Annotated in this window: 16 protein-coding genes; 6 read left to right on the top strand and 10 right to left on the bottom strand. The window is 67.7% G+C overall.

Annotation, left to right across the window (positions count from 1 at the left end; all coding sequences use genetic code 11):
• The first annotated feature begins 177 nt into the window (after nt 1–177).
• On the top strand, nt 178–4,143 hold the full coding sequence (gene eccCa / locus ACZ4MF_RS21395; protein ID WP_467493517.1) for a type VII secretion protein EccCa: 3,966 nt from the start codon (nt 178–180) through the stop codon (nt 4,141–4,143).
• Nucleotides 4,144–4,223: 80 nt separating this feature from the next.
• Here the strand turns inward: eccCa and ACZ4MF_RS21390 are convergent, their stop codons facing one another.
• From ACZ4MF_RS21390 to ACZ4MF_RS21355, 8 genes are all read right to left on the bottom strand, one after another.
• Nucleotides 4,224–6,305 (bottom strand): protein kinase domain-containing protein, encoded by a 2,082-nt coding sequence (locus tag ACZ4MF_RS21390; protein WP_467493516.1) that lies wholly within the window; start codon nt 6,303–6,305, stop codon nt 4,224–4,226.
• 52 nt (nt 6,306–6,357) lie between these two features.
• Nucleotides 6,358–8,589, bottom strand: coding sequence for a serine/threonine-protein kinase (locus ACZ4MF_RS21385; protein ID WP_467493515.1), 2,232 nt, complete (start codon nt 8,587–8,589; stop codon nt 6,358–6,360).
• Nucleotides 8,590–8,599: 10 nt separating this feature from the next.
• Complete coding sequence (locus ACZ4MF_RS21380) at nt 8,600–9,493, bottom strand: protein kinase family protein (RefSeq protein ID WP_467493514.1); 894 nt, start codon at nt 9,491–9,493, stop codon at nt 8,600–8,602.
• Nucleotides 9,494–9,690: 197 nt separating this feature from the next.
• A complete protein-coding gene (locus ACZ4MF_RS21375) occupies nt 9,691–9,993 on the bottom strand; it encodes a WXG100 family type VII secretion target (protein WP_467493513.1) in 303 nt (100 codons plus the stop codon).
• A gap of 38 nt (nt 9,994–10,031) precedes the next feature.
• Nucleotides 10,032–10,373, bottom strand: coding sequence for a WXG100 family type VII secretion target (locus tag ACZ4MF_RS21370; protein WP_467493512.1), 342 nt, complete (start codon nt 10,371–10,373; stop codon nt 10,032–10,034).
• 113 nt (nt 10,374–10,486) lie between these two features.
• Nucleotides 10,487–11,695, bottom strand: coding sequence for a S8 family serine peptidase (locus tag ACZ4MF_RS21365; RefSeq protein WP_467493511.1), 1,209 nt, complete (start codon nt 11,693–11,695; stop codon nt 10,487–10,489).
• An 88-nt stretch (nt 11,696–11,783) separates the two neighbouring features.
• Nucleotides 11,784–13,568, bottom strand: a complete 1,785-nt coding sequence (locus tag ACZ4MF_RS21360; protein ID WP_467493510.1) for a hypothetical protein — start codon at nt 13,566–13,568, stop codon at nt 11,784–11,786.
• On the bottom strand, nt 13,568–14,014 hold the full coding sequence (locus tag ACZ4MF_RS21355; RefSeq protein WP_467493509.1) for a hypothetical protein: 447 nt from the start codon (nt 14,012–14,014) through the stop codon (nt 13,568–13,570). The genes ACZ4MF_RS21360 and ACZ4MF_RS21355 overlap by 1 nt, the downstream gene beginning before the upstream one ends.
• A gap of 692 nt (nt 14,015–14,706) precedes the next feature.
• Between ACZ4MF_RS21355 and ACZ4MF_RS21350 the strand changes: the two genes are divergently transcribed.
• The 3 genes from ACZ4MF_RS21350 to ACZ4MF_RS21340 all read left to right on the top strand — a co-directional run bounded on the left by ACZ4MF_RS21350 (nt 14,707) and on the right by ACZ4MF_RS21340 (nt 18,246).
• Nucleotides 14,707–15,219, top strand: coding sequence for a hypothetical protein (locus ACZ4MF_RS21350; protein WP_467493508.1), 513 nt, complete (start codon nt 14,707–14,709; stop codon nt 15,217–15,219).
• Nucleotides 15,220–15,293: 74 nt separating this feature from the next.
• Nucleotides 15,294–17,621 carry a hypothetical protein gene (locus ACZ4MF_RS21345; RefSeq protein WP_467493507.1) on the top strand — a complete coding sequence of 776 codons (2,328 nt, stop codon included), beginning with the start codon at nt 15,294–15,296 and terminating at the stop codon, nt 17,619–17,621.
• A gap of 4 nt (nt 17,622–17,625) precedes the next feature.
• Nucleotides 17,626–18,246, top strand: a complete 621-nt coding sequence (locus tag ACZ4MF_RS21340) for a hypothetical protein (protein WP_467493506.1) — start codon at nt 17,626–17,628, stop codon at nt 18,244–18,246.
• Nucleotides 18,247–18,723: 477 nt separating this feature from the next.
• Here the strand turns inward: ACZ4MF_RS21340 and mycP are convergent, their stop codons facing one another.
• Both mycP and eccB read right to left on the bottom strand, forming a co-directional pair.
• Nucleotides 18,724–19,974: a type VII secretion-associated serine protease mycosin gene (mycP, locus tag ACZ4MF_RS21335; protein ID WP_467493505.1), complete on the bottom strand. Its 1,251-nt coding sequence runs from the start codon at nt 19,972–19,974 to the stop codon at nt 18,724–18,726.
• 11 nt (nt 19,975–19,985) lie between these two features.
• Entirely contained in the window at nt 19,986–21,512 is a 1,527-nt protein-coding gene (gene eccB, locus ACZ4MF_RS21330) for a type VII secretion protein EccB (RefSeq protein WP_467493504.1), read from the bottom strand.
• Nucleotides 21,513–21,709: 197 nt separating this feature from the next.
• Between eccB and eccE the strand changes: the two genes are divergently transcribed.
• Entirely contained in the window at nt 21,710–23,047 is a 1,338-nt protein-coding gene (gene eccE, locus ACZ4MF_RS21325) for a type VII secretion protein EccE (protein ID WP_467493503.1), read from the top strand.
• Nucleotides 23,044–23,823, top strand: coding sequence for a hypothetical protein (locus tag ACZ4MF_RS21320; RefSeq protein ID WP_467493502.1), 780 nt, complete (start codon nt 23,044–23,046; stop codon nt 23,821–23,823). Before eccE ends, ACZ4MF_RS21320 begins: the two co-directional genes overlap by 4 nt.
• Nucleotides 23,824–23,878: the final 55 nt, after the last annotated feature.

Below are 23,878 nucleotides of genomic sequence, written 5' to 3'. Positions count from 1 at the left end.
ACATCAAGGGGGTTGTCCCGGTTCGCCCGGCCTGCTCGGCGTGTGCTCACGCGAACACCCGGCACCCTACCGCTCACCCGTCCGCCGTGAACTCAGTAGGATCACGCGGCGGCCTGCGCTCGCCGGACACGGGGCGGCGGGCGGAAAGCCTGGGTCGGGCAAGGGAATTGGTGAGCAGTGAGCCAGATTGTCGTCAAGCGCCCCGCTAGGGCGCTTCCGTCCGAAGTGCCCACGGATGAGGTCGTTGTCCAGCCGCCGCCGGAACTGCCGAGGGGGCATCAGGAAAGCGTCCTGATGCAGCTGCTGCCGACGTTGGGCATGGGTGGCTCGGTGGTGTTCTTCTTCACGAACGGCCAGCCGTTCATGAAGATCATGGGCATGATCATGATCGCCTCGACCGTGGCCATGTCCATCGCGATGGTGGTCCGCTTCCGCCGTGGCTCCCAGGGCCAGCTGGCCGACATGCGCCGCGACTACCTCAGCTATCTGTCGCAGACCCGCAGGTCCGCCGTCGAGGCGGCGCGGAAGCAGCGGGACGCGCAGTACTACCTGCACCCCTCCCCCGAGCAACTGTGGGCGCTCGTCGCCGAGGGCAGCCGGGTGTGGGAGCGGCGGGCGAGCGACGAGGACTTCGCGCACGTGCGCGTCGGCCTGGGCCCGCAGCCGCTGGCGACTTCTCTCGTGGCCCCGGAGACGGGTCCGGTCGAGCAGTTGGAGCCGCTGACCGCGGGCGCCATGCAGCGCTTCCTCGCCACGCACGGCACCGTCGGCGACCTGCCGATGGCGGTGTCCCTGCGCGCCTTCTACCACGTCACGCTCAGCGGTGAGCCGCAGTCCGTACGCGCCTCCGCCCGCGCGCTGGTCGGCTCGCTGGCCTCGCTGCACTCCCCCGAAGACCTGGTCATCGCGGTGGCCGCGGGACGCGAGGCGCTGCCGGACTGGGACTGGGCGAAGTGGCTGCCGCACGTGCAGGCGCCCGGCGCGGTGGACGGCGCGGGCAGCCGACGGCTGATCGGCACCGACCCGCGCGAGCTGGAGGACCTGCTGTCCGCCCGGCTCACCGGCCGCCCTCGCTTCCACCCCGCCGCCGCGCCCCTGCTGGACGAGCCGCACATCGTGCTCGTCCTCGACGACATCTCCCTGCTGCCGGACTCCGTGCTCGCCAATCCGGAGGGCCTGCAGGGCGTCACCATCCTCGAGGTCGTGGCCGGCGAACTCATGAAGCCGGGCGGCGAGTTGTCCATCGTCGTACAGCCGGGCACGCTGCGGCTGGAGTCCGGGCACGGGGAGCTCTACGACGGCATCCCGGACGCGCTCTCCTACGAGTCCGCCGAGGCACTGGCCCGGCAGCTGGCGCCGCTGTGCATGGGGGTGGGCGGCGACGACGGCGAACCGCTGCTCGCGAACCTGGAGTTCACCGATCTCCTCGGTCTCGGCGACGCGGCCTCCGTCGACACCAAGCGGACCTGGCGCCCGCGCGGGCTCGCGGAGCGTCTGCGCGTGCCCATCGGCCTCGGCGAGGACGGCCGCCCGGTCATGCTGGACCTCAAGGAAGCCGCGCAGGAGGGTATGGGCCCGCACGGCCTGTGCGTCGGCGCCACCGGTTCCGGCAAGTCGGAGCTGCTGCGCACCCTGGTGCTGGGCCTCGCCGTCACGCACTCCTCCGAGACCCTGAACTTCGTCCTCGCGGACTTCAAGGGCGGTGCGACCTTCGCCGGCATGGCGCAGATGCCCCACGTCGCCGCGGTCATCACCAACCTGGCCGACGACCTCACCCTGGTCGACCGCATGGGCGACTCGATCCGCGGTGAGCTCAACCGCCGCCAGGAGATGCTCCGCGACGCGGGCAACTACGCCAACATCCACGACTACGAGAAGGCCCGCGCGGCGGGCGCGCCCCTGCAGCCCATCCCCTCCCTCGTCCTGGTGATCGACGAGTTCAGCGAACTGCTGACCGCGAAGCCGGACTTCATCGAGATGTTCGTGCAGATCGGCCGTATCGGCCGTTCGCTGGGCGTGCACCTGCTGCTGGCCTCGCAGCGCCTGGAGGAGGGCCGGCTGCGCGGCCTGGAGACGTACCTGTCGTACCGCATCGGTCTGCGCACGTTCTCGGCGGCCGAATCCCGCGCCGCGCTCGGCGTCCCCGACGCCTACGAACTCCCCAACGTCCCCGGTTCCGGCTTCCTGAAGTTCGGCACGGACGAAATGGTCCGCTTCAAGGCGGCGTACGTCTCCGGCACGTACCGTACGGGCGGGCAGCGGACGGCGCCCGGCGGTGGCCCGCTGCCGGTGGACCGGCGCCCGGTGCTGTTCACGGCCACCGAGGTGCCGGTGCAGTACACGGCGCTCCCGCAGCAGCGTGTGGAGTCGGCCCCCGAGACGGACGACGCGCTGGCCGACACCGTCCTGGACGTGATCGTGCGCCGCCTGGAGGCCCAGGGACCGGCGGCCCACCAGGTGTGGCTGCCCCCGCTGGAGAGCCCGCCGGCGCTGGACTCGCTGCTGCCCGGCCTCGCGGCGGTGCAGGGCCGTGGCCTGACCCAGCCGAACTACGAGGGTGCCGGCCGTCTGATCGTCCCGGTCGGCCTCGTCGACAAGCCGTACGAGCAGCGTCGTGACCGGCTGATGATCGACTTCTCGGGCGCGGCGGGCCACATGCAGATCATCGGCGGCCCGCAGTCCGGCAAGTCGACGCTGCTGCGGTCCCTGATCTGCTCCTTCGCGCTGACGCACACGCCGTACGAGGTGCAGTTCTACGGGCTGGACTTCGGCGGCGGCGGTATGGCCGCGGTCGCCGGCCTGCCGCACGTCGGCGGCATCGCCTCCCGCCTCGACCCGGAACGCGTCCGCCGTACGGTCTCCGAGGTGTACGGCGTCCTGACCCGCCGCGAGGAGTACTTCCGCGCGACGGGCATCGCGTCGATCGCCGACTTCCGCAGCCGACGGGCCCGCGGTGAGATCTCGGTGACCGACCAGCCCTGGGGTGACGTCTTCCTGATCGTCGACGGCTGGGGCAACTTCCGCACGGACTACGAGGCCCTGGAACCGGCGGTCGTGGACCTCGCCGCCCGCGGTCTCGGCTACGGCATCCACGTGATCATCACGGCGTCGCGTTCGATGGAGGTCCGGGCGAACCTCAAGGACCACCTGATGAACCGCCTGGAGCTGCGCCTCGGTGACGTCATGGACTCCGAGATCGACCGCAAGGTGGCGGTCAACGTCCCCGCCGGCGTTCCCGGCCGCGGCCTCTCCCCCCAGAAGCTCCACTTCATGGCGGCGGTCCCGCGCATCGACGGTCTGACCTCCGACACCGACCTGGCTGACGCGACGGCGGCGCTGACCACCGAGGTCGGCCGCCACTGGCAGGCGCCGGGCGCCCCGCAGGTGCGGCTGCTGCCGCGCCAGCTGGAGGCGGTGGAGCTGCCTCCGGGCGACCGCCTTCCGCAGCGGGGCATCGCCTTCGCGCTGGACGAGGACGCCCTGGAGCCGGTGTTCCTGGACTTCGAACAGGACCCGTTCTTCCTCGTCTTCGGCGAGAGCGAGTCCGGCAAGTCCAACCTGCTGCGGCTGCTGATCAAGCAGCTCTGCCTGCGGTACAGCGGCGACGAGGCGAAGTTCTTCGTCGTCGACAACCGCCGCTCGCTGCTGGACATCACACCCGCCTCGCACCTGGCGGAGTACATCCCGATGTCCAGCCAGATGGACCACCACATGGTGGCGCTGGCCGACCTCATGCAGCGCCGCACACCGACGGCCGATGTCACCCCGCAGCAACTGCGGGACCGCAGCTGGTGGCGGGGCCCGCAGGTGTTCGTCGTCATCGACGACTACGACCTCGTCTCCACCTCCAGCGGCAACCCGCTCAGCGGCCTGACGGAGATGCTGCCCTTCGCCCGCGACGTCGGCGTCCGCTTCATCATCGCCCGCTCCTCCGCGGGCGCGGGCCGCGCCGCCTACGAGCCCTTCATGCAGCGCATGAAGGAACTCGGCGCCCAGGGCATCGTCATGGCCGGCGATCCGGCGGAGGGCGACATCCTCAACGGGGTACGACCGCGGCCGATGCCCGCGGGACGGGGCGTCTTCGTGTCGCGGAAGCGGGGGAAGCCGTTGGTGCAGACGGGGTTGGTGGACGTGGAGTACTGACGTGCTCGTTCAGGGGCTGTGAATACGGCGAATCCGGCGGTCTGGCCGACCGCCGGATTCCTGTTTCGGGTGCGGCGAGGTCAGAAGACCGGCAACGCGATCAGGGCGTTGCCTGCCGTGACGAAGACTCGGTTGCCGTCGGCCGCGAGCTTGAGGTCGTCGATGAAGCGAGGGTCGAAGTACCAGATCTCCGAGCCGTCCTTGACGCTCAGGGCGTGTACCGACAGACCGTCGTTCAGATCTTGGAGCACCCATACACCGCTGCCCTGGAACAGGACCGGACTCCCGTCGGTGCCGCCCGGGCCGAACCAGCCCTTGCGGCCCTTGCGGAGGCTGAACCGCTCGTTGGAGCCACCGACGTTCGCATACACATAGTCGTCGGAGAGACCGGCGGGACCCCATTCCGACGAGGACCCGGATTCATTGATCCCCCGCCAGACCTCCTTGCCGTCCGAGATCCTCCGGCCGGTCAGCGTCTTGCCGTTGAGATAGACCACACCGCTCGCGGCCACCGGAACGAGCTGTGTCTTCTTCGCCTGGTCGTACACCGTCCACAGCGTGCGGCCGGTCTTCGTGCTGACCGCCAGTGCGTGCCCGTCGGTGGTCGCGACGACCAGTGTTCCGCTGTCGACCACGCCGTGGAGGTACAGGCGGGTCCTGAACCGCTCCGGCACCGACACGGTCCAGCGGAGTCCCGCATCGAAACGACCCACCGAACGAAGCCGGTGGTCCTTCGTCACGACGTACACCGCCTCCTCATCGACGGCCAGGAGCGCCTCGGCATCGGCCTGCGCCGTCCACTTGGGCTCGCCCGTGGACGGGACGAAGGTATGCAGCGTGCCGTGGGTGTCGGCGGTCACGAGCAGACGGTCGGAGAGCGACAGATAGCCGCTTGCCATCTCCATGTCGGAGGCCTGCCAGCGCTGTTTGCCGTCGACGACGTTGAACGCCGCTACACCGCCGGACTTGGCACCGGCGATGACCACGTCGCGGACCGGCAGCGGCGCTGGTGACTGCGATCCCACCGCCGCATCGTGCTTCCAGAGCGGCTTGATGGCGTCACCGATGATGAAGTCGCCATCGTCGGCGGACAGGATGCGCGCCGTCGGTGTCTTCACCGCGGGCGGCAGGGCGAACAGGTCCTTGCGGCGCGAGCCACCGTCGCGCATCAGCCACCAGCCGGTGCCACCGGTCGCCGCGAGCAGCGCGCCACCGGCCGCGACCCCGGTGAGCAGTCCGCGCCGGCTCGGCCCCACCCCGGTCCGGGTCGTCAGCAACGGTGCGGTCAGTTCCCGTATCTCGCGCTCCCGCTCCCTGATCGCATCGGCCAAGGGCCCACGCTTCCACACCCCGTCGGACTTCCCGGACAGGGTGAAGGCCCCGGCGATCTGTTCGGGAGTGGGCCGGCCCGCCGCCTCCTTCGCGAGACACGGGGCGATCAGGGCATGCTGCTCGGGCGAGAGGCCGTGCCAGCGCGGTTCGCCGTGAACGACCTCGTACTGGACCGCAGCGACATGCCCGCCGGTGAACGCCCGGTGCCCGGTGGCCGCGTACACGAGGACGGCGCCGAGGGAGAAGACGTCGGCCGCCGCGGTGACCCGACGGCCGAGCACCTGCTCGGGGGCGCCGTACCCCGGGGTGACCGGAATCTGCCCAGTGGTGGTGAGCGTCAGTCCGTGCTCCGGACGCGCGATGCCGAAGTCGATGACCCGCGGACCGTTCGCGGTGAGCACGATGTTGGGCGGCTTGAGGTCGCGATGGACGAACCCGGCGGCGTGGATGTCGCGCAGGGTACGGGCGAGCGAGGTGGCCAGGGCACGCAGACCCGCGTCGTCCAGCGGGCCGAGCCGGTCCACGATCTGGTCCAGGGTCGGCCCGGCCAGGAACTCCGTGGCGATCCACGGCCGTCCGCCCTCGGTCTGCGCACCCAGCACCGCCGCCACACCGGTACTCCGCACGGCCGCAGCCGCCAGCGCCTCACGCACGAACCGCCGGGCGAGGCCCGCGTCGTGGGCGAGGTCGGGCCGCAGCACCTTCACGGCGGCGACGATGCCCGCGTGGTCCTGGCCGACGTACACCTTGCCCATGCCGCCCTCGCCCAGCACACCGAGCAGGCGGTACGGGCCGAGCCGGATCGGATCACCGGTCCCCAGGGGTCTCATCGCTTGTCGCTTTCTGTTCTGTGCACCCGTTCTGTTCTCTGCACCGGCCGGTTCACCGCACGGGGAACGCCGCGAGGAAGTGGCCGCCCAGCGCGATGACTTCTCCCGCCTTCTCATGGATCATGAAACGGTCACCGGTGGTCCGGTAGGAGTGGGCCGGCTGCTGAGAGGACAGATCGATCGCCCACAATCGCGACCCTCGCTTGGTGTACGCGAAGTCGGAACCGACCACGGGTGGGGCACTCAGGTCCGCGTCGGTGCCCTGCCCGCCCTTTTCCTGCCACTTGACGCGCCCGCTCGCCGGGTCGAAGGCGACGAGCCCGAGCCCCTTCTCGACGGCGTACAGGGTGCCGTCCTTGATCACCGGAAGGCCATAGGTGCGACCCGGCCGTTCGGACGCCGAGTCCCAGGCCAGGCTCCCGTCGCCGAGCCGCAGTGCCGTCAGTCGGCCGGCGCCCACGTACAGGTGCTGCGCGTCGGTGACCAGGGACTCCCGTACCCGGTCCGGGACGACGCCATCGACCTTGCGGTCCCACCGGACGGTTCCCGTACCCGTGTCGCGGACAACGGCGTGCACACTGCCGTCGTTCGCTTCCTGAAGCGCGACGAGGCGGTTTCCCACGACCGAGGCGCCGAGGAAGAACAAGTGCGGGACCTCCTGCTGCCGACGAGGCAGCGGCGCCTTCCACAGTCGCTTGCCGCTGCTGATGTCCACCGCCAGCACGTACCAGGACTGCGAGGCGAGGAAGCTGAAGGAGAACTTGCCGTGCCCGGCCACCGCGTAGGCCACCCCGCCCGCGGTGCACAGCGCCTGGTTCAGTGAGAGTCCATTGAGGTCGGTGAACTGCGCGAAGGGCTCCCCGACCGAGCCGGTGCGGACGTCGATCGAGGCCAGAGCCAGCGGGCGCGCATGGGAGGAATCGGATCCGGTGTAGCCGTCGTTCACGTCCTTCACCAGGAACATGCGCCCGGCGTCGGAGGCGATCTGCCACGGTATCGGCGCGTTGAGCGACTTCCAGGCGACCTTCCCGCTCTGCGTGGCGACCCCTTCCAGGAAGTTTCCGGCCATCACCACGACCATGTCACCGACGGCCTGCAACGGCACCGGAAAGGAGTCCAGAGGTCCTTCTGTGAATCCTCCGTTGTACGTGTCCTCGACCTGGACCTGCCAGCGCGAGTCCAGCTGCTTCTTCGGCAGCTGGCTGTTGCTGGGCCCGGGCACGGGCTGTGTCTTCGGACCACGGGCCCACTCGCTCCAGGCCCATGCCCCCGCCGCTCCCGCGACCGCGACGCCCAGTGCCGCGCCGCCGCTGGTGAGCAGCAGACGCCGGCGCGACCACCGTACGGGAGCGGCCGTCGCCGCCATGGCCGGCTCATCGGCCGGGGCCGGCAGCCGCTGCGGCGCGACCTGCCAGACCTCCGTGGCCCGCCGCCCGATGTCCGCCAAAAGTACGTCCGGCAGATGCTCGGCGAACTCGCCACCTCCGTCGTGCAGTTGGGAGGCCAGCCAGCCGGTCGTCGGACGCCGGAACGGATTCTTGTCCAGACACTGCGCAAGCACCGGCACCAGGCTTTCGGGTACTCCGCTCAGGTCGGGCTCGGCGTACTGCACCCGGTAGAGCAGATCCGCCGCCTGACCGTGCCCGAAGGGCGGATGCCCGGTGGCGGCGAAGACGAGCAGCCCGGCGAGCGCGAAGACATCACCCGCGGCCGTGTGTTCCTGCCCTCCCGCCTGCTCCGGTGACATGAAGGTGGGGGTACCGACCGCGACTCCGACACGGGTGAGGTGATCATCGCCGGCCGCGCGGGCGATACCGAAGTCGATGACCTTGGGCCCGTAGGCGGTGATGAGAATGTTGGACGGCTTGAGGTCGCGATGGACGACATCGGACGCGTGCGACTGTTCCAGCGCCCCGCACAGCGCCGCCCCCAGTGCCCGTACCGAAGCCTCGGGCAGCGGCCCGCACAGCTTCACGGCCTCGTCCAGGGACGGCCCGAGCACGTACTCGGTCGCGAACCAAGGTGTCGCAGCCCGCGGATCCGCGTCCACCACACCAGCGCCGAACCGTTCCCCCACGACCCGCGCCGCGTCGGTCTCCAGCCGGAACCGGGTACGGAACGCAGGATCGGTGGCGATGCGGGCGTGCATCGTCTTCAGCGCGACGGTACGTCCGCCCACGGTACGGGCGAGATACACGATGCCCATGCCTCCGCTGCCGAGGCGGGCGATGGGCCGATAGGAGCCGATCGTGTGGGGGTCGTCGTGGGTAAGCGGGGAGGGCATGGGGTCGTTGTCAGTTCTGGCTATGGGAAGGGCGGGTGGGAGAGGTCTGCCCGGTAAGGGAAATCTCCGCCGTGAGAACGGCCGCCGACTGATGGGCGAGGGCGGCGATGACACGCCCGGGGAGCCAGCCTGGACCGAGGAGGACGGCGGAACGGCTCTCTGCCTCATCGCGCCCTCCCAAGGCGTCGATGAGTTCGACCAGTTGAGGACGGTTCCTCGGGTCATGTGAGAGGCACCGGGCGATGACCGTACGCAAGGCGGCGGGAAGTTCGTCCCGCTCCGGTGTCGTGTACCCGGTGGCCGCGTAGGCGAGCGTCGCCCCGAGGGCGTACACGTCTCCGAGAGGACGCGGACGCCCGCCGGACCACTGTTCCGGCGGCAGGCTGCCCGGTTCGAGACCCGGCAGCCCTGAGCGGGAAGCACCGTCGGGCGCGGCCGCGCGCACGGCGCCGAAGCAGGGGAGACGCGGCCCGTCGGCGGCGAGCAGGACGGCCGCCGGTGACACACCGGCGAAGGTCAGCCCCTGCCCGTGGATGACGGCCAGCGTCTCGGCGAGGGCCGCGCCCAGCGCACGTACGGTCCGCTCGGGAAGCGGACCTCCGTGTACGGCGAGGGCGGTGGGGAGCGGCAGGACAGGTAGATACGGGTGCGCGTACCACGGCGACTCGCCCGAACCGGCGACGGAGGTGGCCGGGGCGGCACAGGACCCGAGCAGGTAGCGGGAGGCCTCGGCCTCGGCGAGGAAGCGCTGAGGGTCGCGACCGGACAGCGGGAGGGACAGCAGCACGGTGTGCTGTCCGTCGGAGCTGCGGGCGATGTACCGCCGCTCGGGGACGGGGACTTTGGTGTGGGGGTCGTCCAGGGCGGTGATCAGCGTGTACGGGCCGACTCGTCGCCGTGACATGGCGGCTCTTCCGGGTTTCGCCCCAGTGGCCACACCACCTTCGACGCCGTCTGCGGCATGCATTCCCTGTCCTGATTCTTCCCGCTGTACCAGCCTGGTTCCGCCGCCCTGCCGGGTCCACACCGTCCACGACAGGGGGTGGGCACCCTCCGTGCGCGCCCACCCCGCTACCGCGACGTGCTGATGATCCCGGCCGCTTACTGGAAGTAGCTGGCGGCCTTCTTGTCGCCGCCCATGTAGTCGCCGCCGGCGGCGTGCACGGCGCGGCCGATGGCGACGAGGGCCTCGTGAATGCCCCGGGCCTCACGGTCCCACGCGGCCTGCTGCTCGGTGTACGTGTGGTGGGCTTCGCCCTCCCACATTCCGGAGACGTTCTGTACCTCGCGCTTGATGGCTTCGAGGCTGGCCTCAAGCTTCTGGGCCTGGTTGGCGATCTCAGTCGCCATCTGGTCGAGACCGTCGTAGTGGACTTCGGTCACGCCGCTGTTGTTGGCGCCCATGATTCCTCCGTTGCTGAGAAGTGGTGGTCCGACCGCGATCAGTAGTTCGTCAGCGCCGAGTGTGAGCCACCGAGGTTCACGTCGATGCCCTGGACCTTGGCGCGGATCTCGTCTTCGGTGTTGTCGTTGATCTTCATCGTGGTGTTCATACCGTCGATGAACTTGACCAGGATCTGGCCGATCTTGACCATGTGCTCGTTGATCTCGGTCTGCTTGGCGTTGAACGCGCCAGCGCCGATACCCTTCCAGTGACCCTCGATCGAGTCGATCAGGTGCTGGAGGCGCCCCAGCTGACCCTTGATGTCGTCGAACTGCGTCAGAAGCGTCTTCTCCAGGCGGACGACTTGATCTTTAGTGATCTTCTGAGTGCCTGTGGCCATTTCGCTGCCTTCCTTTGTGAACTGACCTTGCCGGGCGCCGACTTCCGTCGTCGGCATATTCGGCAAGCGGACCTCTGCCCACTCGGCGAATGAGCAGTTGTACGGGAGACCGGTCAGGCGTTACGGCGCGCACGCAGCGCAGCGAAACCGCCGCCAGCGATGACGAGTACGGCCGCTACGGCGCCGACGATCACCCAAGTGGTTGTGTTACTACCGGAGTTGGAGTCTTTGGCGGCGGCAGATGTAGGACCACTGGCGGAACCAGCATCCTTCGTCGACTGCCCGGAAGAGGCCGAAGGGGTGGGGGTAGCTGAAGTATCGTCGCCACCTGCAGAGTTCTCGGCGGCGAGCGGGTCCACGTTGGCCGGGCCGGGATTGATGTTCGGGTTGTCGAGGACCATGCGCGGACGCAGGAGACCAAAGCCGAGATAAAGACTCCGCTCGTTCTTGGGCCACTTCCGGCTGGCTGTGTCGAACAGCACCCGGAGCACCTGGTTCGCCGTCCATTTGGGGTGTGCGGACCAGACGAGGGCGGCGGAGGCGGAGGCAATGGCGGAGGCGGCGCTGGTGCCCGTGGCGTTGCAGTACTCGGTGAACTTGTTGTCGCACCAGCTGGGTACGTCGACCCCAGGTGCCGCAAAGTCGACGTACTCGCCATGTTCCGAGAACTTGGCGACGGTACCGGACTGATCCGACGCAGAGACGCCATTGACGTACGGATAGAAGGCCGGATAGTCGACCTGATTGTTCTTCAGTCCCGCGTTACCGACGGCGGCGAACAGAAGCTTACCTTTGGAGGCGGCATATTTGACAGCCGCTTCCTCGTCCGGATCATCATACGGACTGCCGTAGGACATATTGATGACCTTGGCGTCACTGTCCGCGGCAGCCCTGATCGCTTCGGCCGACGTAGCGGTCTTTTCTTTCTCCTGCTTGTCCTTCAGTTCGTCGAGCCCAACGCGATAGGGAATGATCTTAGCCCCGTAGGCCAGGCCTTTTATGCTGTTGTCCGCGCCGGTGCCAGCGATCAATTCAGCCATGGATGTGCCATGGCCGTCATAGTCCTGTGTGACGTGATACGAGACAGACTTCTGCACCTCGTTGACGAGCACCTGCCCCTTCAACGCGGGGGTGTTCGGATTGACTCCGGAATCGATGACGGCGACCTTCACCCCCTTACCGGTGCTCGCCTTCCACATCTGGTCGGCCTGCATCGCGTCCAGGTACCACTGCTTCGACCGAATGTCCACGGCCGCGGCACCAGGAGCCAGGGACGTGGACACGATGGTCAACGCGCCCAGCGCGGAGCACACGACGGACAAGCGTCTTCCGCCACGCCCTATCAGCCGCAATGATTTTGTGCCACCTCGGCTAGTCCCTGGCTTCATGCCCGCGTACGTCCTCGCTTGTTCAGTCGCTCTTACGTGGCACGTCACGCCGCTTCTTCTGCGACGTGTGGTGCTGTTCCTTCTCGGCCGCCGGCTTTCCGGCTCGTCCCGTGCCACTGTCCGCGCCCTGGCGATCGCCTCCCGCACCCCGGCCGAGCCCCGTCCTTCCGACGCCGCCCTCGGAGTCTCTAAGCGTCGAGCCGCCGCTGTTCCGTGGCGCACCAATCGCACCCTCGGGATTGCTCGCAGAACGCAGCACCGACTGGCTCGTGGCCGGATCCGCGTTAGCCGTAGGCGTACCGACAACTCCTCGCTGTCCGAGAACGCCCTTCGGCTGCACCGAGGACACCGGCTCTTCAGCGCCGACGACCATACCCCGCGGTACACGGGAATTGGACGCCGTTCCCGGCGTACGGCCCGTGACAGGCTTGCCGCCCACGACGCCGTTGCGCGCCGCGCTGGTGGCACCAGTCGCTCCGGCACGCCCACCAGGCGTGTCGGTCATCCGCGGTGTTCCGCCAGTGATACCCCGCCCCATCCGGGAACGTCCGGCCTGCTGGGTGGACCCGGGCATGGCTGACCGACCGGCCGGAGCCGTCGTACGTCCCATGGCCCGAGCGCCCTGCCCCATTGGGTCCTGAGACACACGGCCACCGGAAATGGCACGCCCCGTCTCTCCCTCGGGCTCCTGCGACACCTGCCCCCTTGCGGTGCCCGATGGGCCCGTGCGCTCCTGCGTCGAGGTCGGCAGCCGCCTGGTCTGGCCATAGCTCGTGGCACGCCCGACGGTCGGCGCAATCGGGGGCGCCATCGGTCCGGTGGTCAGCGGAGACGTACGATCTCCACCACCGGTAGTCGGGAGAGTAGGCACGGTGGGTCCGGGCTGTGCGGTGTGTGCCTGGGGAGGCAACGTGCCCACGGCGTTGATTTCCGTACCGACCTGATGCTTCGGGTCGGTGACCGGCTGGTGCACCTCTTTCACAGGTGCGGCATGCCCCGGGGTGTGTGGGTCGGTCGACACCGCCACCTGATGATGGCCGGACACGGTGGGCTGCCTGGTGGCCTGTTGAGTCGAACTATCGTGGCTCTTTCCAGCCTCGTACAGATGCCCCCCGCTGGTGGGCCTCGGCACCCCCACAGGCGGCATGGCCTTGTACGGCTCCGGCCCGTCCTCTCCCTTCAGGGCGCCAGCAGACACCGCATAGTAAGAGGCCAGCTTGTTCATCTGGTTGATCGCCTCTTGCCGGTTCTTCTCGGCTGTCTTGGCGACCACGTAGTCCGGGTTGTTGTCATGCTGCTGGGCCTTGGGCAACTGGGTGGGCGGCTTCCGATCGGCCCTGGGCCGCGGGTCACGGGGCGGCATCGTCTTACTGACAGTCGCCAGGCCCATGCCCGCTGCGGAGATCTGCGTGGCCGCCTTGTTGGCGAACGTCGCAAGGTCATCGCTCCAACTGGCCAGCCCCTTGCCCCAGACATGAAAGTCGGTGGCTGCCTGTCCCTCCCAGTCGACCGCGTCGAGGTGAGCTCTCAGTTCCGTGGCCGCGTCGGAGATGTGCTTGTGGGCGTCCCACAACGCTTTACCGGCCATCTCCAGGTGCTCGGGCTGACCTTGTTGGGCAAGGTCGATCATGTCGTTGAGGTCGTGGTTCTCGAAGTTGGTCGAGCCGAAGGCGTTGACGTGCATGCCGAAGCCGAACGGCATACCGCCCAGCACGTACTCCACGACATTGACCGCACCGACCTGCTGGTCCGCCTGATCCACGCCGGGCTTGTACTGAGGATCTTGCTGCCACTTGTCGTCGCTCATCAGTACCCTCCGCCCTGGTTGGACTCGTTGGTCTTCTGTCCCGGACCCGACTTCTGAGTCTTCTTGTGTGCCTCCGCCTGCTGGTGCTCCTGGTCGAGTTGTGCGTGAATCGCCCAGAAGCGCTGACGGATCTCTTCTTCGACGTTGTCGTAGCCGGCATCGGCCGCCTGCACCGCGAGCTTCAGGGCCTCGATGTGCAGGCTCAGCGACTTCGACAGGTCTGTGAGACGTGCATGCACACGGTCGTACTGCCCATGCAGGTCGGCCGCCTCGCTGAACGGGATCTCCGTGCCACTGAACGACGCCCGATTGATGGCGTGCTGAGCAATGCTGGACGAAGATCCCGGTGACTCGTCAAATTTCTTCAACGCATCGTTCATGCGCTTCTGAAAGATCTTCAGAGCCTCAAGACCGCGTCTCAGATCCGAGCCGCCCCCGTCACTCACTGCGACCCCTTCCCCGTTTCCCCGTTGGTACAGCTGCCGACGACCTGGGCAGCACCGCACCCCCGATCCATCGCTGACCACTGTAGTCACTGCGCAAATCGCGGCCAACTGAACTCCGCGACGGTTCAGTTGCAATGGTGTCCCGAAGTGACCGAGTCCGGGACCATCCAAGTCCGACAAGCCAGCCAATCGCGACAGAAGCATTCGGACATCTATACAGAAGCTTCACATTCAGCCCGCGACTCGACGTTTGCGCACCATCGATAGGTGAACTTTGCCATCACCAGAGCAACCCGTGGGATGATTGACCGTCAGATTGTCGAACAGTTCGACAGGGCGCGGGCCTCCAGCGAAGGCGGGCGACGTGCGTGTGGCTCAGATCTCGAACGAGGCGACACCTCACCCGAACGAACTTCCATCTATCCCCAGTCAGGCCCTACCGAGGTGCCGTTCTCGCCGCTCACCTGCAATTTCAGCCCTTCCCCCGCACGGCCACCCGGGCGAGCGGTGACCCCCGCCCACGTCGGCCGGAAGTACCCCTACGCCCCGCCCGCCACACCCACTGTGAGACATGCCCACCGCGAATCTTCACAGCCGAAATTCTATACATATCGGACATGGTGCAGATTTTTCTTGACCAGGGTTGCTAATTTGACGAGCCACTGAAGCATCCGTAAGGGGAGGGTCCTTCCATGGCATGGGACGAGTGGGAGCAACTCAAGGCTCAGGCCGCAGCGGGACAGTCGGCACACATGCAGCTCAACCATGTGGACGGCGGCGGAGGGACCTACGGCCCGTACGTCATCCCCAGCAAGACCGGTGACCTCAAAGTGGGACACGGGGATCTGGTCAAGATCGGCACGGCCGCCCATCACCTCTACGACCAGCTCTGGGACAAGGCCCGCGTCGCAACTCCCAGCAGTGATTCCGCGGCCGGCGACCTCTCCAAGCAGGGCTTCGCACTCGGTTCGGGACTCCAGCATGTGTCGAACCGGTGGGAGGAACAGCTGAAGACCCTGATGGACGCCTGCGCGCAGATCTCGAACCACATGCAGACCACGAAGGCTGTCCACGCGACTGACGAGAGCTACATCCAGCGGCAGATGAGCAGCATCGACGCGCTGGACGCCGGATTCGACGAGCGAGTCGGCGAGCCGGGCAAGAAGAACTCCATCTACGGAGACAAGGGCAAGGAGAAGGAGTAGCGGCGTCGGCAAGTTGACCAGACGACGCAGACCGATCACACGCCGCCCGGCTTCGTTATTCCTGGGGACGATCGATGGACTTCAACGCCCTGTTCCATGCCAATTTCAAGCTGCTCGACGATGCTGTCACCGACTGGTCGACACTGGTCAAGCATCTGGAAGAACTGAAGAAAGACGCCGAGGACAGCCTGCACAAAGCCGCCAACACTGCCGACTGGGCCGGTGTGAACGCTCAGGTGTCCAAGGAGTTCATCGGCAAGACAGCCGGCGAGTTCACCGACGCCCATACTCAGGCAACTACCATCCACAACATCCTGCGTGACACCCAGGGTGAGCTCAAGAGTTACCACACGCAACTCACCGAGGCGGTCTCCCGTGGGCAGAAGAAGGGCATGACCGTCACTGACAGCGGTCATGGCAGCTTCACGGTCACCAGCAGCACCCGCCCCGACTGGGCCTCCGACCCGAGCGGCAACACCGGTGCGGTCAGCCAGAAGGACGTGGACGACCTCCGCAACGAGATCCAGGGCATCCTCAGCAAGGCCACCGAGAGCGACGACTCGGCCAAGACAGTGCTCACGGCCATCGCAGACCAGAGCAAGCTGGGCTTCTCCGACGCCAAGTACAAGGACCGGGACGCCGCGGATGATGCCGTCAAGGAGGCCGATGCGCTGGCCAAGCTCGCGAAGAAGAACCCCCAGGACCTGTCGGTCCAAGACTTCGACCGCCTCAACGAGGGACTGAAGAAGTACGGAAGCGATCCGCTGTTCGCCGAGCGGTTCGCCACCGATCTCGGGCCGAAGAAGACCTTGGAGTTCTGGACCGGGATCAGCGATCCCCACAGCGGCAACTACAAGCTGGGGCAGGAACGCCTCGACAAGTTCGGTGATCTTCAGCGGAACCTGGGCCTGACTCTGGCCCATGCCACTCAGAGCGATTCCACGGCGATGGCCGACTGGAAGCGTCAAATGATCGACATCGGGGACAAGCCGCTCTATGGAGACAGGGGTGGCCCCATGGGCTTCCAGATCATGAGCAACCTCATGCGGACCGGCGACTATGACGACCAGTTCCTGAAGGACTACGGCAGGCAGCTCATGGCCACGGAGCGAAAGCTCACGGATAACGGCAGTCATGAGAACCTGCTCTGGCGGATCTCCGGCGCGAGTTCATGGCTCAACCGGATTGGCGACGACAGCGGCACCGATCCGCTAACGGGATATCTCAGGGGATTGTCCAACAGCCCCGATGCGGCCACGGACTTCTTCAACCAGCAATATGTTTCGAAGGATGACCCGGGCAATCCCTTCGAGCGGGACACGGATGGCAACGGCTACAAAGGCAAGGTGCCCCTGTCGAACTTCCAGTACTTGTTCGAGGAGCGCGACTGGCCCAAGGAGACGGACTCCCACGGAGACGACCTCTTCACGGGCCAGAACAACCTCGCGCTGGCCTTAGAAGCTGCCACGACGGGACACCCGGCCGGTGAACTGCCGACGGCGGACACTCCGGCGCACAATGCCGGGCAGGCCAAGCTCATGGAGAGCATCGTGCATTCCGTGTCGGAGGATTCGAAGCGGCTGACCGACCATGGCTACATGTCCGACAGCATGGGGCAGATCGCCGCAGAGTACATGCCGGACATTCATCGTCAGTTGCATGCGGGCAATGCCAGCGAGACAACACTGTTCCCCATCGCCGGCTCCGCTGCCGCTCCCAGCGAGCGAGACCTAACGAGATTCCTGTACGCAGTCGGCCAAAATCCCGAGGGCTACGCGGCAGTGAACCTCGGCCAGAACAGCTATACGAGCCAGTTGATGCACCACCACTTCGAGCACCCTGATGCGTACGTCGCCGATCAGTCCTATTCGCAAGCCGAGAAACTGAAGCAAGGCACCGATCAAATCGCTCGCACAGCCGGTCAGATCGAGGGGATCATCGGCGCCGGCCGCGCCTACCAGGGCGAACTCGAAGGCGGTGCGAAGGACGCCGAATACAACGCTGCCATCGAGAACGCCGGCAACTGGGGTGGCACTGCCGTCGGCATCGGCATCGGCATGGCCACAGAGCCGCTGACCGGTCCCGGAGGTGCCATCATCGGCGACGTGGCGGGCACAGCGGCCGACGAGATCATCGGCAAGATCACCGAAGGGGCTATGAAGGACAGCTCCGGGGAAGTCATCTACCGGAATGGTGAGAGCTTCCAGGACACATCGGACTCGACCTACAAGATGGTCGAGCTTTCCGCCCAGAAAGCTGGAGAGGATACCGGCCACCGCTATCCGATGATCGAGGCTTCTGTGGCCACCGCCGCAGAAGACGGGTTCAATACCGCTGGAACGAAGGTCCACAAGTATCTCGACGGGGAGGGAATCCCCCGGCAGCTCGAAACGGAAGATTGAGACGTTGACATACACTCGCGCCAAAGTTCTGGCGGCCGGAGGTTCGGTGCTGATCCTGTGCCTCGTCGTAGTAGTCCTCTACGCACTCGGCCTCCCACCCTTCGGGGAGAAAGGGCACATCAAGGCTTCCGCTGTATGTAGGACACTGGGTTCCTCGTCGGACACGACTGCGGCGCTGAAGAAGATTCTGCCCGACAAGACCTCGTACTCGTTCGATGATTCCTTGACGAATCTCCGCACTGACGACGGAGATGATACCTACGATACGTCGTGCTTCGTCAACGGTGACGGAAAGATGCTTCTCTCAGCAACGGTCGAGATGCTCGAGTACGAGAAGAGTGCTACCTGGGTGAGAGAAATGGTCGAGCAGTCCGCTCCGGCTTCCTCACTCACTCCGTTCGATGCCGGAGACAAGGCAGTTGCATCGGACAAGATCGCCGCCATCTACGTACCCTGCGCTACAGCAAGGATCAACGAACATCTGAGTGTGGTTGTGGAGCTCAAGCAAAAAGGCAGTGCCTCGCAGGCTGAGCAGCAGCAGAGTCTGATCTCACTCGCGCGGAGCGCCGCTATTTTCGCGCATGAGAAAGCGCGGTGCGACGCGCCGTCCCAAGTGTCGCGATGACATATGAAGAGGCTCCCCCACAGCCGTCCGATTTCCCGAAGTGAATACCTGGCCGCTCAGCTGAGGGACCCAGGTGGCGTCCGCGAATCTGTGAAGCGAGAAACGTGACTTGCCCGACAAGCCATCTTGACGTGCATGCAGAAGGCCTGTTCCGCTCCGTCGGCCGAGATATTGCAGGTACGCCTCGTTCGACCCCTCGGGACCGTAAGTGAAGTCGCCGTCCGAGTCGTCCGTGATGCCCCGGACCGCGCACCTCAGCTCGTCGTTGCTCCGGTGCGCGTCCTCGGACATACGCTGAAATCCGAAGTAGACGCCGAACACTGCCATTCCCAACAGCACCAGCCGGGGCATGACGAACTCGATGTTCCCGACGGCCAGGGCCGAGGGCTTTGCGTTAGGGATGGGCACGGTCCGGCGTCGCGCAGGCCGTCGCGGTCAGCGCGACCGATCCGGCGAAGAGCAGAAACGTCATCGACTTCACGCTCGGCCCTCCAGCGCCCGGCGCCTGCGGCGGGCGTCGCGCAGGGCCACCGCTCCACCGCTCAGGCCTGCCACGAGGACTGCCGCGCCGACGGCCACGTAGGTGGCGTAGCGGGCGATGCGCTGCTGAGTGGTTTCACCGAGGGTGAGTTGGGCGGGGGTGGGGGCCTCCACATGGGTGAGGCCCGTGTCGGGGTGGGGGGCGTCGATCGGGTGATCGTCCTCCGTGAGCGCGCGGACCGGGTCCACCACGCCCCAGCCGACCAGGCGGTCGTGGCCGGCAATGGAGCGTTCCGCGGTCTGCTCGATCTGGGCCACGATCTGGTTGGGCTTCCAGTCCCAGTGCTTGGCCTTGATCAGGGCGGCCACGGCGGCCACGTACGGGGCGGAGAAGCTCGTGCCGTTGTCGGAGCAGTGGCCGCCCTTGGGGACGGTCGAGATCATGTCGACGCCGGGTGCGGCGACTCCGACGAAGTCTCCGGACTGGGAGAAGGCCGCGCGTTCGTTGTTGCGGTCGGAAGCGGCTACGGCGAGCACTCCCTCGTAGGAGGCCGGGTACGTGAGCTTCACGTTGCCGCCCAGGCCGTCGTTGCCCGCCGAGGCGACGACGACGATCCCGGCGTTCAGGGCCTCGTTGATGACACGGTGCAGGTCGTTGTCCTGCGAAATGGCCTTCGTCGTGTCCTGGGAGATGTTGATGACGTTGGCCTTGACGTCGATCGCGCGTCGGATCGCGGTGACGAGGGTGCCTGCCGTGCCGTGGCCCTCGGAGTCGTTCTGCTTGATCGGGACGATGGTGGCCTCGGGGGCCAGGCCCACGAAACCGGTCCCCTTCATGGGCCGGGCGGCGATGATGCCGGCCACGCGGGTGCCGTGGCCGACGGTGTCGGTCGTGCCGTCCGCCTTGCCGACGTCGATCTTCTGGCCCTTGTCGTCCTTCGTGGGCAGGTAGTTCGCACCCAGGGTCGCGTTCACCGCGTCGGTCAGCTGCGGGTTGCTCGTGTCGACGCCCGTGTCGATCACGGCCACCTTCACGTTCTTGCCCTTCGACTGGCTCCACAGCTCGTCGAGGTTGACGCGCTGCAGGGCCCAGGGCGTACCGGCGTACTTGTGGTTGTTCTTGGAGAAGGTGCACTGGTCGGAGGCGTCGTCCGCGGCGGCGACGGGGGCCGCCAGCAGGGTGGCGGTGAGGCCCAGGGTCACCGCCAGGGCCGTACGCGTGCGCAGTGCGGGCAGGGTGGAGCGCATCGGACGACCTCTCACGAGCCCTGCGGCTGGCGTGCCGCCGCCGTCGACAGCCGCGGGCCCGTCGGCAGGAACTCCGACCAGGCCGCGGGGATGGGGGCCGGGTTCACGTCTGCGTAGCCGAGGCGGGTCTGCGCCAGTTTGGCCTCCTGCTGGAGTTCCTGCCGCTGCTTGGACGTGAGGCCGACGCCCCTGTCGTCGGTGGCGCTGTCGTCGTTGGACTGCAGGGCGTAGCGCAGGCCGGTGTCGGTGACCAGGAAGACCGAACCCACGTTGGTCGCGGTGCCCTGGAACTGGCGGTAGAGCTGGCCGGAGCCGGCGGTGACGTACGCGCTGGAGGAGCCGGTGGCCAGTGCCGCCGGGAAGTCGGTGCCCGCCCAGGTGCTCAGCGTGGTGGTGCCGTTGTCGGGGTCGACATGGTTCAGGACGTTGCAGACGGTGTTGCGGCTGCCGTCGGCGGTGGGGGTGACGTTGACCGCGGAGGGCTTCTCGGTCGGCCACTTGTACTGGGCGGCGAACGGCTTGCCCCGGGTCATGGCGCCCGCGCTGACCTCCCGGAAGTGCCCGGCCTGGCCCAGCTTCACGAGGTCCGTGTCGGCCAGGAGGAGCTGCGCGACGAAGTCGGAGACCGGTGCGACCCGGCCCTGAAGCACCACGAAGTACTGCTCCTGGCCGGCGACCGGTGCCCGCAGCACCATGCCGACCTTGTTGGCATCCCCCAGCTGGCCGGGGGCGTTGGCCGGGGCTCCGGGGACGCCGGGGATCGTCGGGAAGACGATCTCGTCACCCTGGTGCAGGGTCGCGATCCACTCCTTGGACACCTCCTCCGGCTGGCGGTCCGCCCCCACGAGGGTCTGCACGAGGAGTTGGTCGGACGCCTTGACCTCGTACGCCGTACCCGTCGCGTCGACCACGTACTGCTTCTTGTCGGTCGGAGTGGTGACGTAGAGGAGGTCGCCCCCGCTCAGCTTCTGCGGTCCCTGGGTCTTCTTCAGGTCGCGCTGGGCCAGGACGAACGCGGCCTTCTGGATGGAACTTCCGCTGCCGCTCGGACGCTCACAGACGGCCCACTGCTTGTCCGTGCCGGCCTCCTTGTCAGAGGGCAGGCGGTCGGGGGCGTAGGGGATGCCGATGGTGACGCCGTGCGGGATCTTGCCGCTGTCGAGGATCGACTCGTCGACGGTGACGACGTCCACGTTGTCCTGGGTGTTCAGGACGAGCTTGGCGGACGCCATGTTGAGGACGGGGTGGAGCTGGGGCTTGTCGTTCGTGTCCAGCACCACGTACCGGGTGGTGGACTTGCTGGCGATGATCACCTTCTGCCCCGGTGTGTCCCAGCCCTGCGGAGCCGTCGGCTTGAACATGCCCCAGGCCCCGAAGGCCGCCAGCACGACGACGCCGACGAGGGCGCCCGGCAGGATCGCGCGCAGCGGTCGCGGCGCCCCCTCGTCGGAGGCATCCGGTGACGACTGCACGAACGACGCGAGCATGCGGCGCTTCGCGAAGGTGTAGGCGTTGAGTTGGTCCCGCCGAGATGCCATCTGTGCCTGTTTCTCCCCGTGTCTCACGCGGAGCGCGCCCGGGGACCACGCTCCCCCGCCCTCCGTTGTCGGACCCGGCCCCTACTATGCCTGGTACGGAGCGAGTCCGGTGGAGCGGGTAGGGTACCTGGGCCCTCAAGGCCCATGTTGAGCGGCCTGGTTCCAGCGAGTTGTGAGCAAATCGGGGGGATGGAGTGATGGCTTCCGGAACGCGGTCGCGAGCACGCGGCCGGTCGGCGACACGAGGTCGCGCGGCCAGGTCCGCGGCACCCGCGGACGGGGCGTCCGCGCAGCGCGGTGCGGCGCAGCAGGCGGTCACGCTCAGCCTCAGGCCCCGGCCGGGCCAGGTGGGTTCGTTCCGTCTGCAACGGCTCGTACTGGTGGAGCTGGCGGCGGCCGCCCTGGTCGTCGGGATGGCCGTCGGGATGATGGCCATGGTGCCGGCCGCGGTCGTGGCCGTCGTGCTGCTCCTGCTGGCCTTCGTACGGCGCCGGGGCCGCTCCCTGCCCGAGTGGCTCGGCACGGCGCGAGCGCTGCGCGCACGCCAGAAGCGGGCCGACAGCACCCCGATCCCGCCGGGCACGGAGCCGGGCCTGGTCCCCGCCGTGGAGTGCGAGCCGGCTCTGCGCACGTACTCCTACGGCGCGCGTGACCGGCGCCCGGTCGGCATCGTCGGGGACGGGACGTTCGTCACGGCCGTGCTCCAGGTGGAGGCCGACGCGACCGCACTGCGGGCCGAGCGCAGCCGGCAGCCGCTGCCGGTCGGGCTGGTGCGCGACGCGCTGGAGGTGGACGGGATCCGGCTGGAGTCGGCCCAGATCGTGCTGCACACCCAGCCGGCGCCCGCGCTGCATCTGCCCCAGCAGTCCGTCGCCGTGTCCAACTACCTTCCGCTGCAGGAGCAGACGGGCGCCCCGGCCGTCCGCATCACCTGGATCGCGCTGAAGCTCGATCCCGAGAGCTGCGCGGAGGCCGTGGCGGCGCGCGGCGGCGGGCTGCTCGGCGCACAGAAGTGCGTCGCGCGGACCGCGGACCACCTGGCGAGCCGGCTGACCGGCTCCGGGTTCCGCGCGCGGGTGCTCGACGAGGAGGAACTGGTCGCCGCGCTCGCCACGTCGGCATGCGCCAACCCCCTGGTCACCGCCGAGGCGGGGCGCAGCGAGACCCGGGAGCGGCGTACGGAGGAGGCCGGGCGCAGCTGGCGCTGCGACAACCGGCGGCACACGACGTACTGGGTCAGACGCTGGCCCCAACTGGGCGGAGGCAACGGCGAGTCGCTGCCGCACTTCGTCGCCCGGGTCACGGCGATCCCGGCCCTGGCGACCACCTTCAGTCTCACCCTCGCCCACGGGGAGCGGCAGGAGGTGTCCCTCTCCGGCCACCTGCGGGTGACCGGACGCAGTGACGAGGAACTCGTGGCGGCACGGCACGCGCTGGAGGCCGCCGCCCGGCAGGGCGGAGCCGGACTGGCCCGCCTCGACCGTGAGCAACTGCCCGGCATGCTGGCCACGCTGCCCCTCGGAGGTGCGCGGTGACGACGATTGCGACGACTTCCACGAGGCCGGGCACGGACACTCCGGCACCGTCCGGACCGCGCCGGATGGGCGAGCTGCTGCGGCACGGCCTGGGACTGATCGGACCCCGGCACAGCCGGCACGGGTTGCCCGTGCAGCAACTGGACGCGCTCGCCCTGCCGATCGGAGACGACGGCGTCGTGGCCGGTGTCGACGCCGAGGGCCAGCCGGCCGTCCTGGGTATCAACCGGCCCACGCCGTACGACGTCGTGCTGATCGGCGGGCTGTGGACGGCACAGGTGCTGGCTCTGCGCTCGGCGGCCACCGGCGCCCGGGTCGCGGTGGAGACGGGCCGGCCGCAGGCCTGGATGCAGATGGTGCACGCGATGGGCGGCGGGCAGAACGGACTTTCCGTGTACGACGTCGGGCGAGTGCCTCCGCAGGGCGCCTCGGCCGGCACGCCCGTCCTGGTGGTCCGGGACTGCGGCATGCGGCCGCCGCGTGGACGCGTGGTGTCCGGCCCCTGGCAGTCGGTACTGACACTGCTGCCGTATCTCAGTCCGGTCGCGCCCAGGCTGCTGCGCCAGGCACGGCTCGCCGGCATCCAGCGGGTCTCGCCGGACGAGGCCGCCGAATTGGGGCGCACGACAGGTCTGTCGCGCGCCGAGGTGGAGTCGCTGCCGGCGCTCCCCGACGGCGTCACTCTGTGGTGTACCGACCGCGACCGGCAGTACGTCCTGACGCAACCCACCGACGCCGAGATCGGATTGTTGGGCACGCCACGTCGGATGGACTGAACTACCCCCGAGTGTCCCTTTTATTCGCAGTTTCCACTCTCCCCTTTCATTACAT

This window comes from Streptomyces sp. NPDC025793 (genome assembly GCF_055558375.1).
Note: the sequence above shows the minus strand (reverse complement) of the source record. Positions and strands in the feature narration are given on the sequence as shown.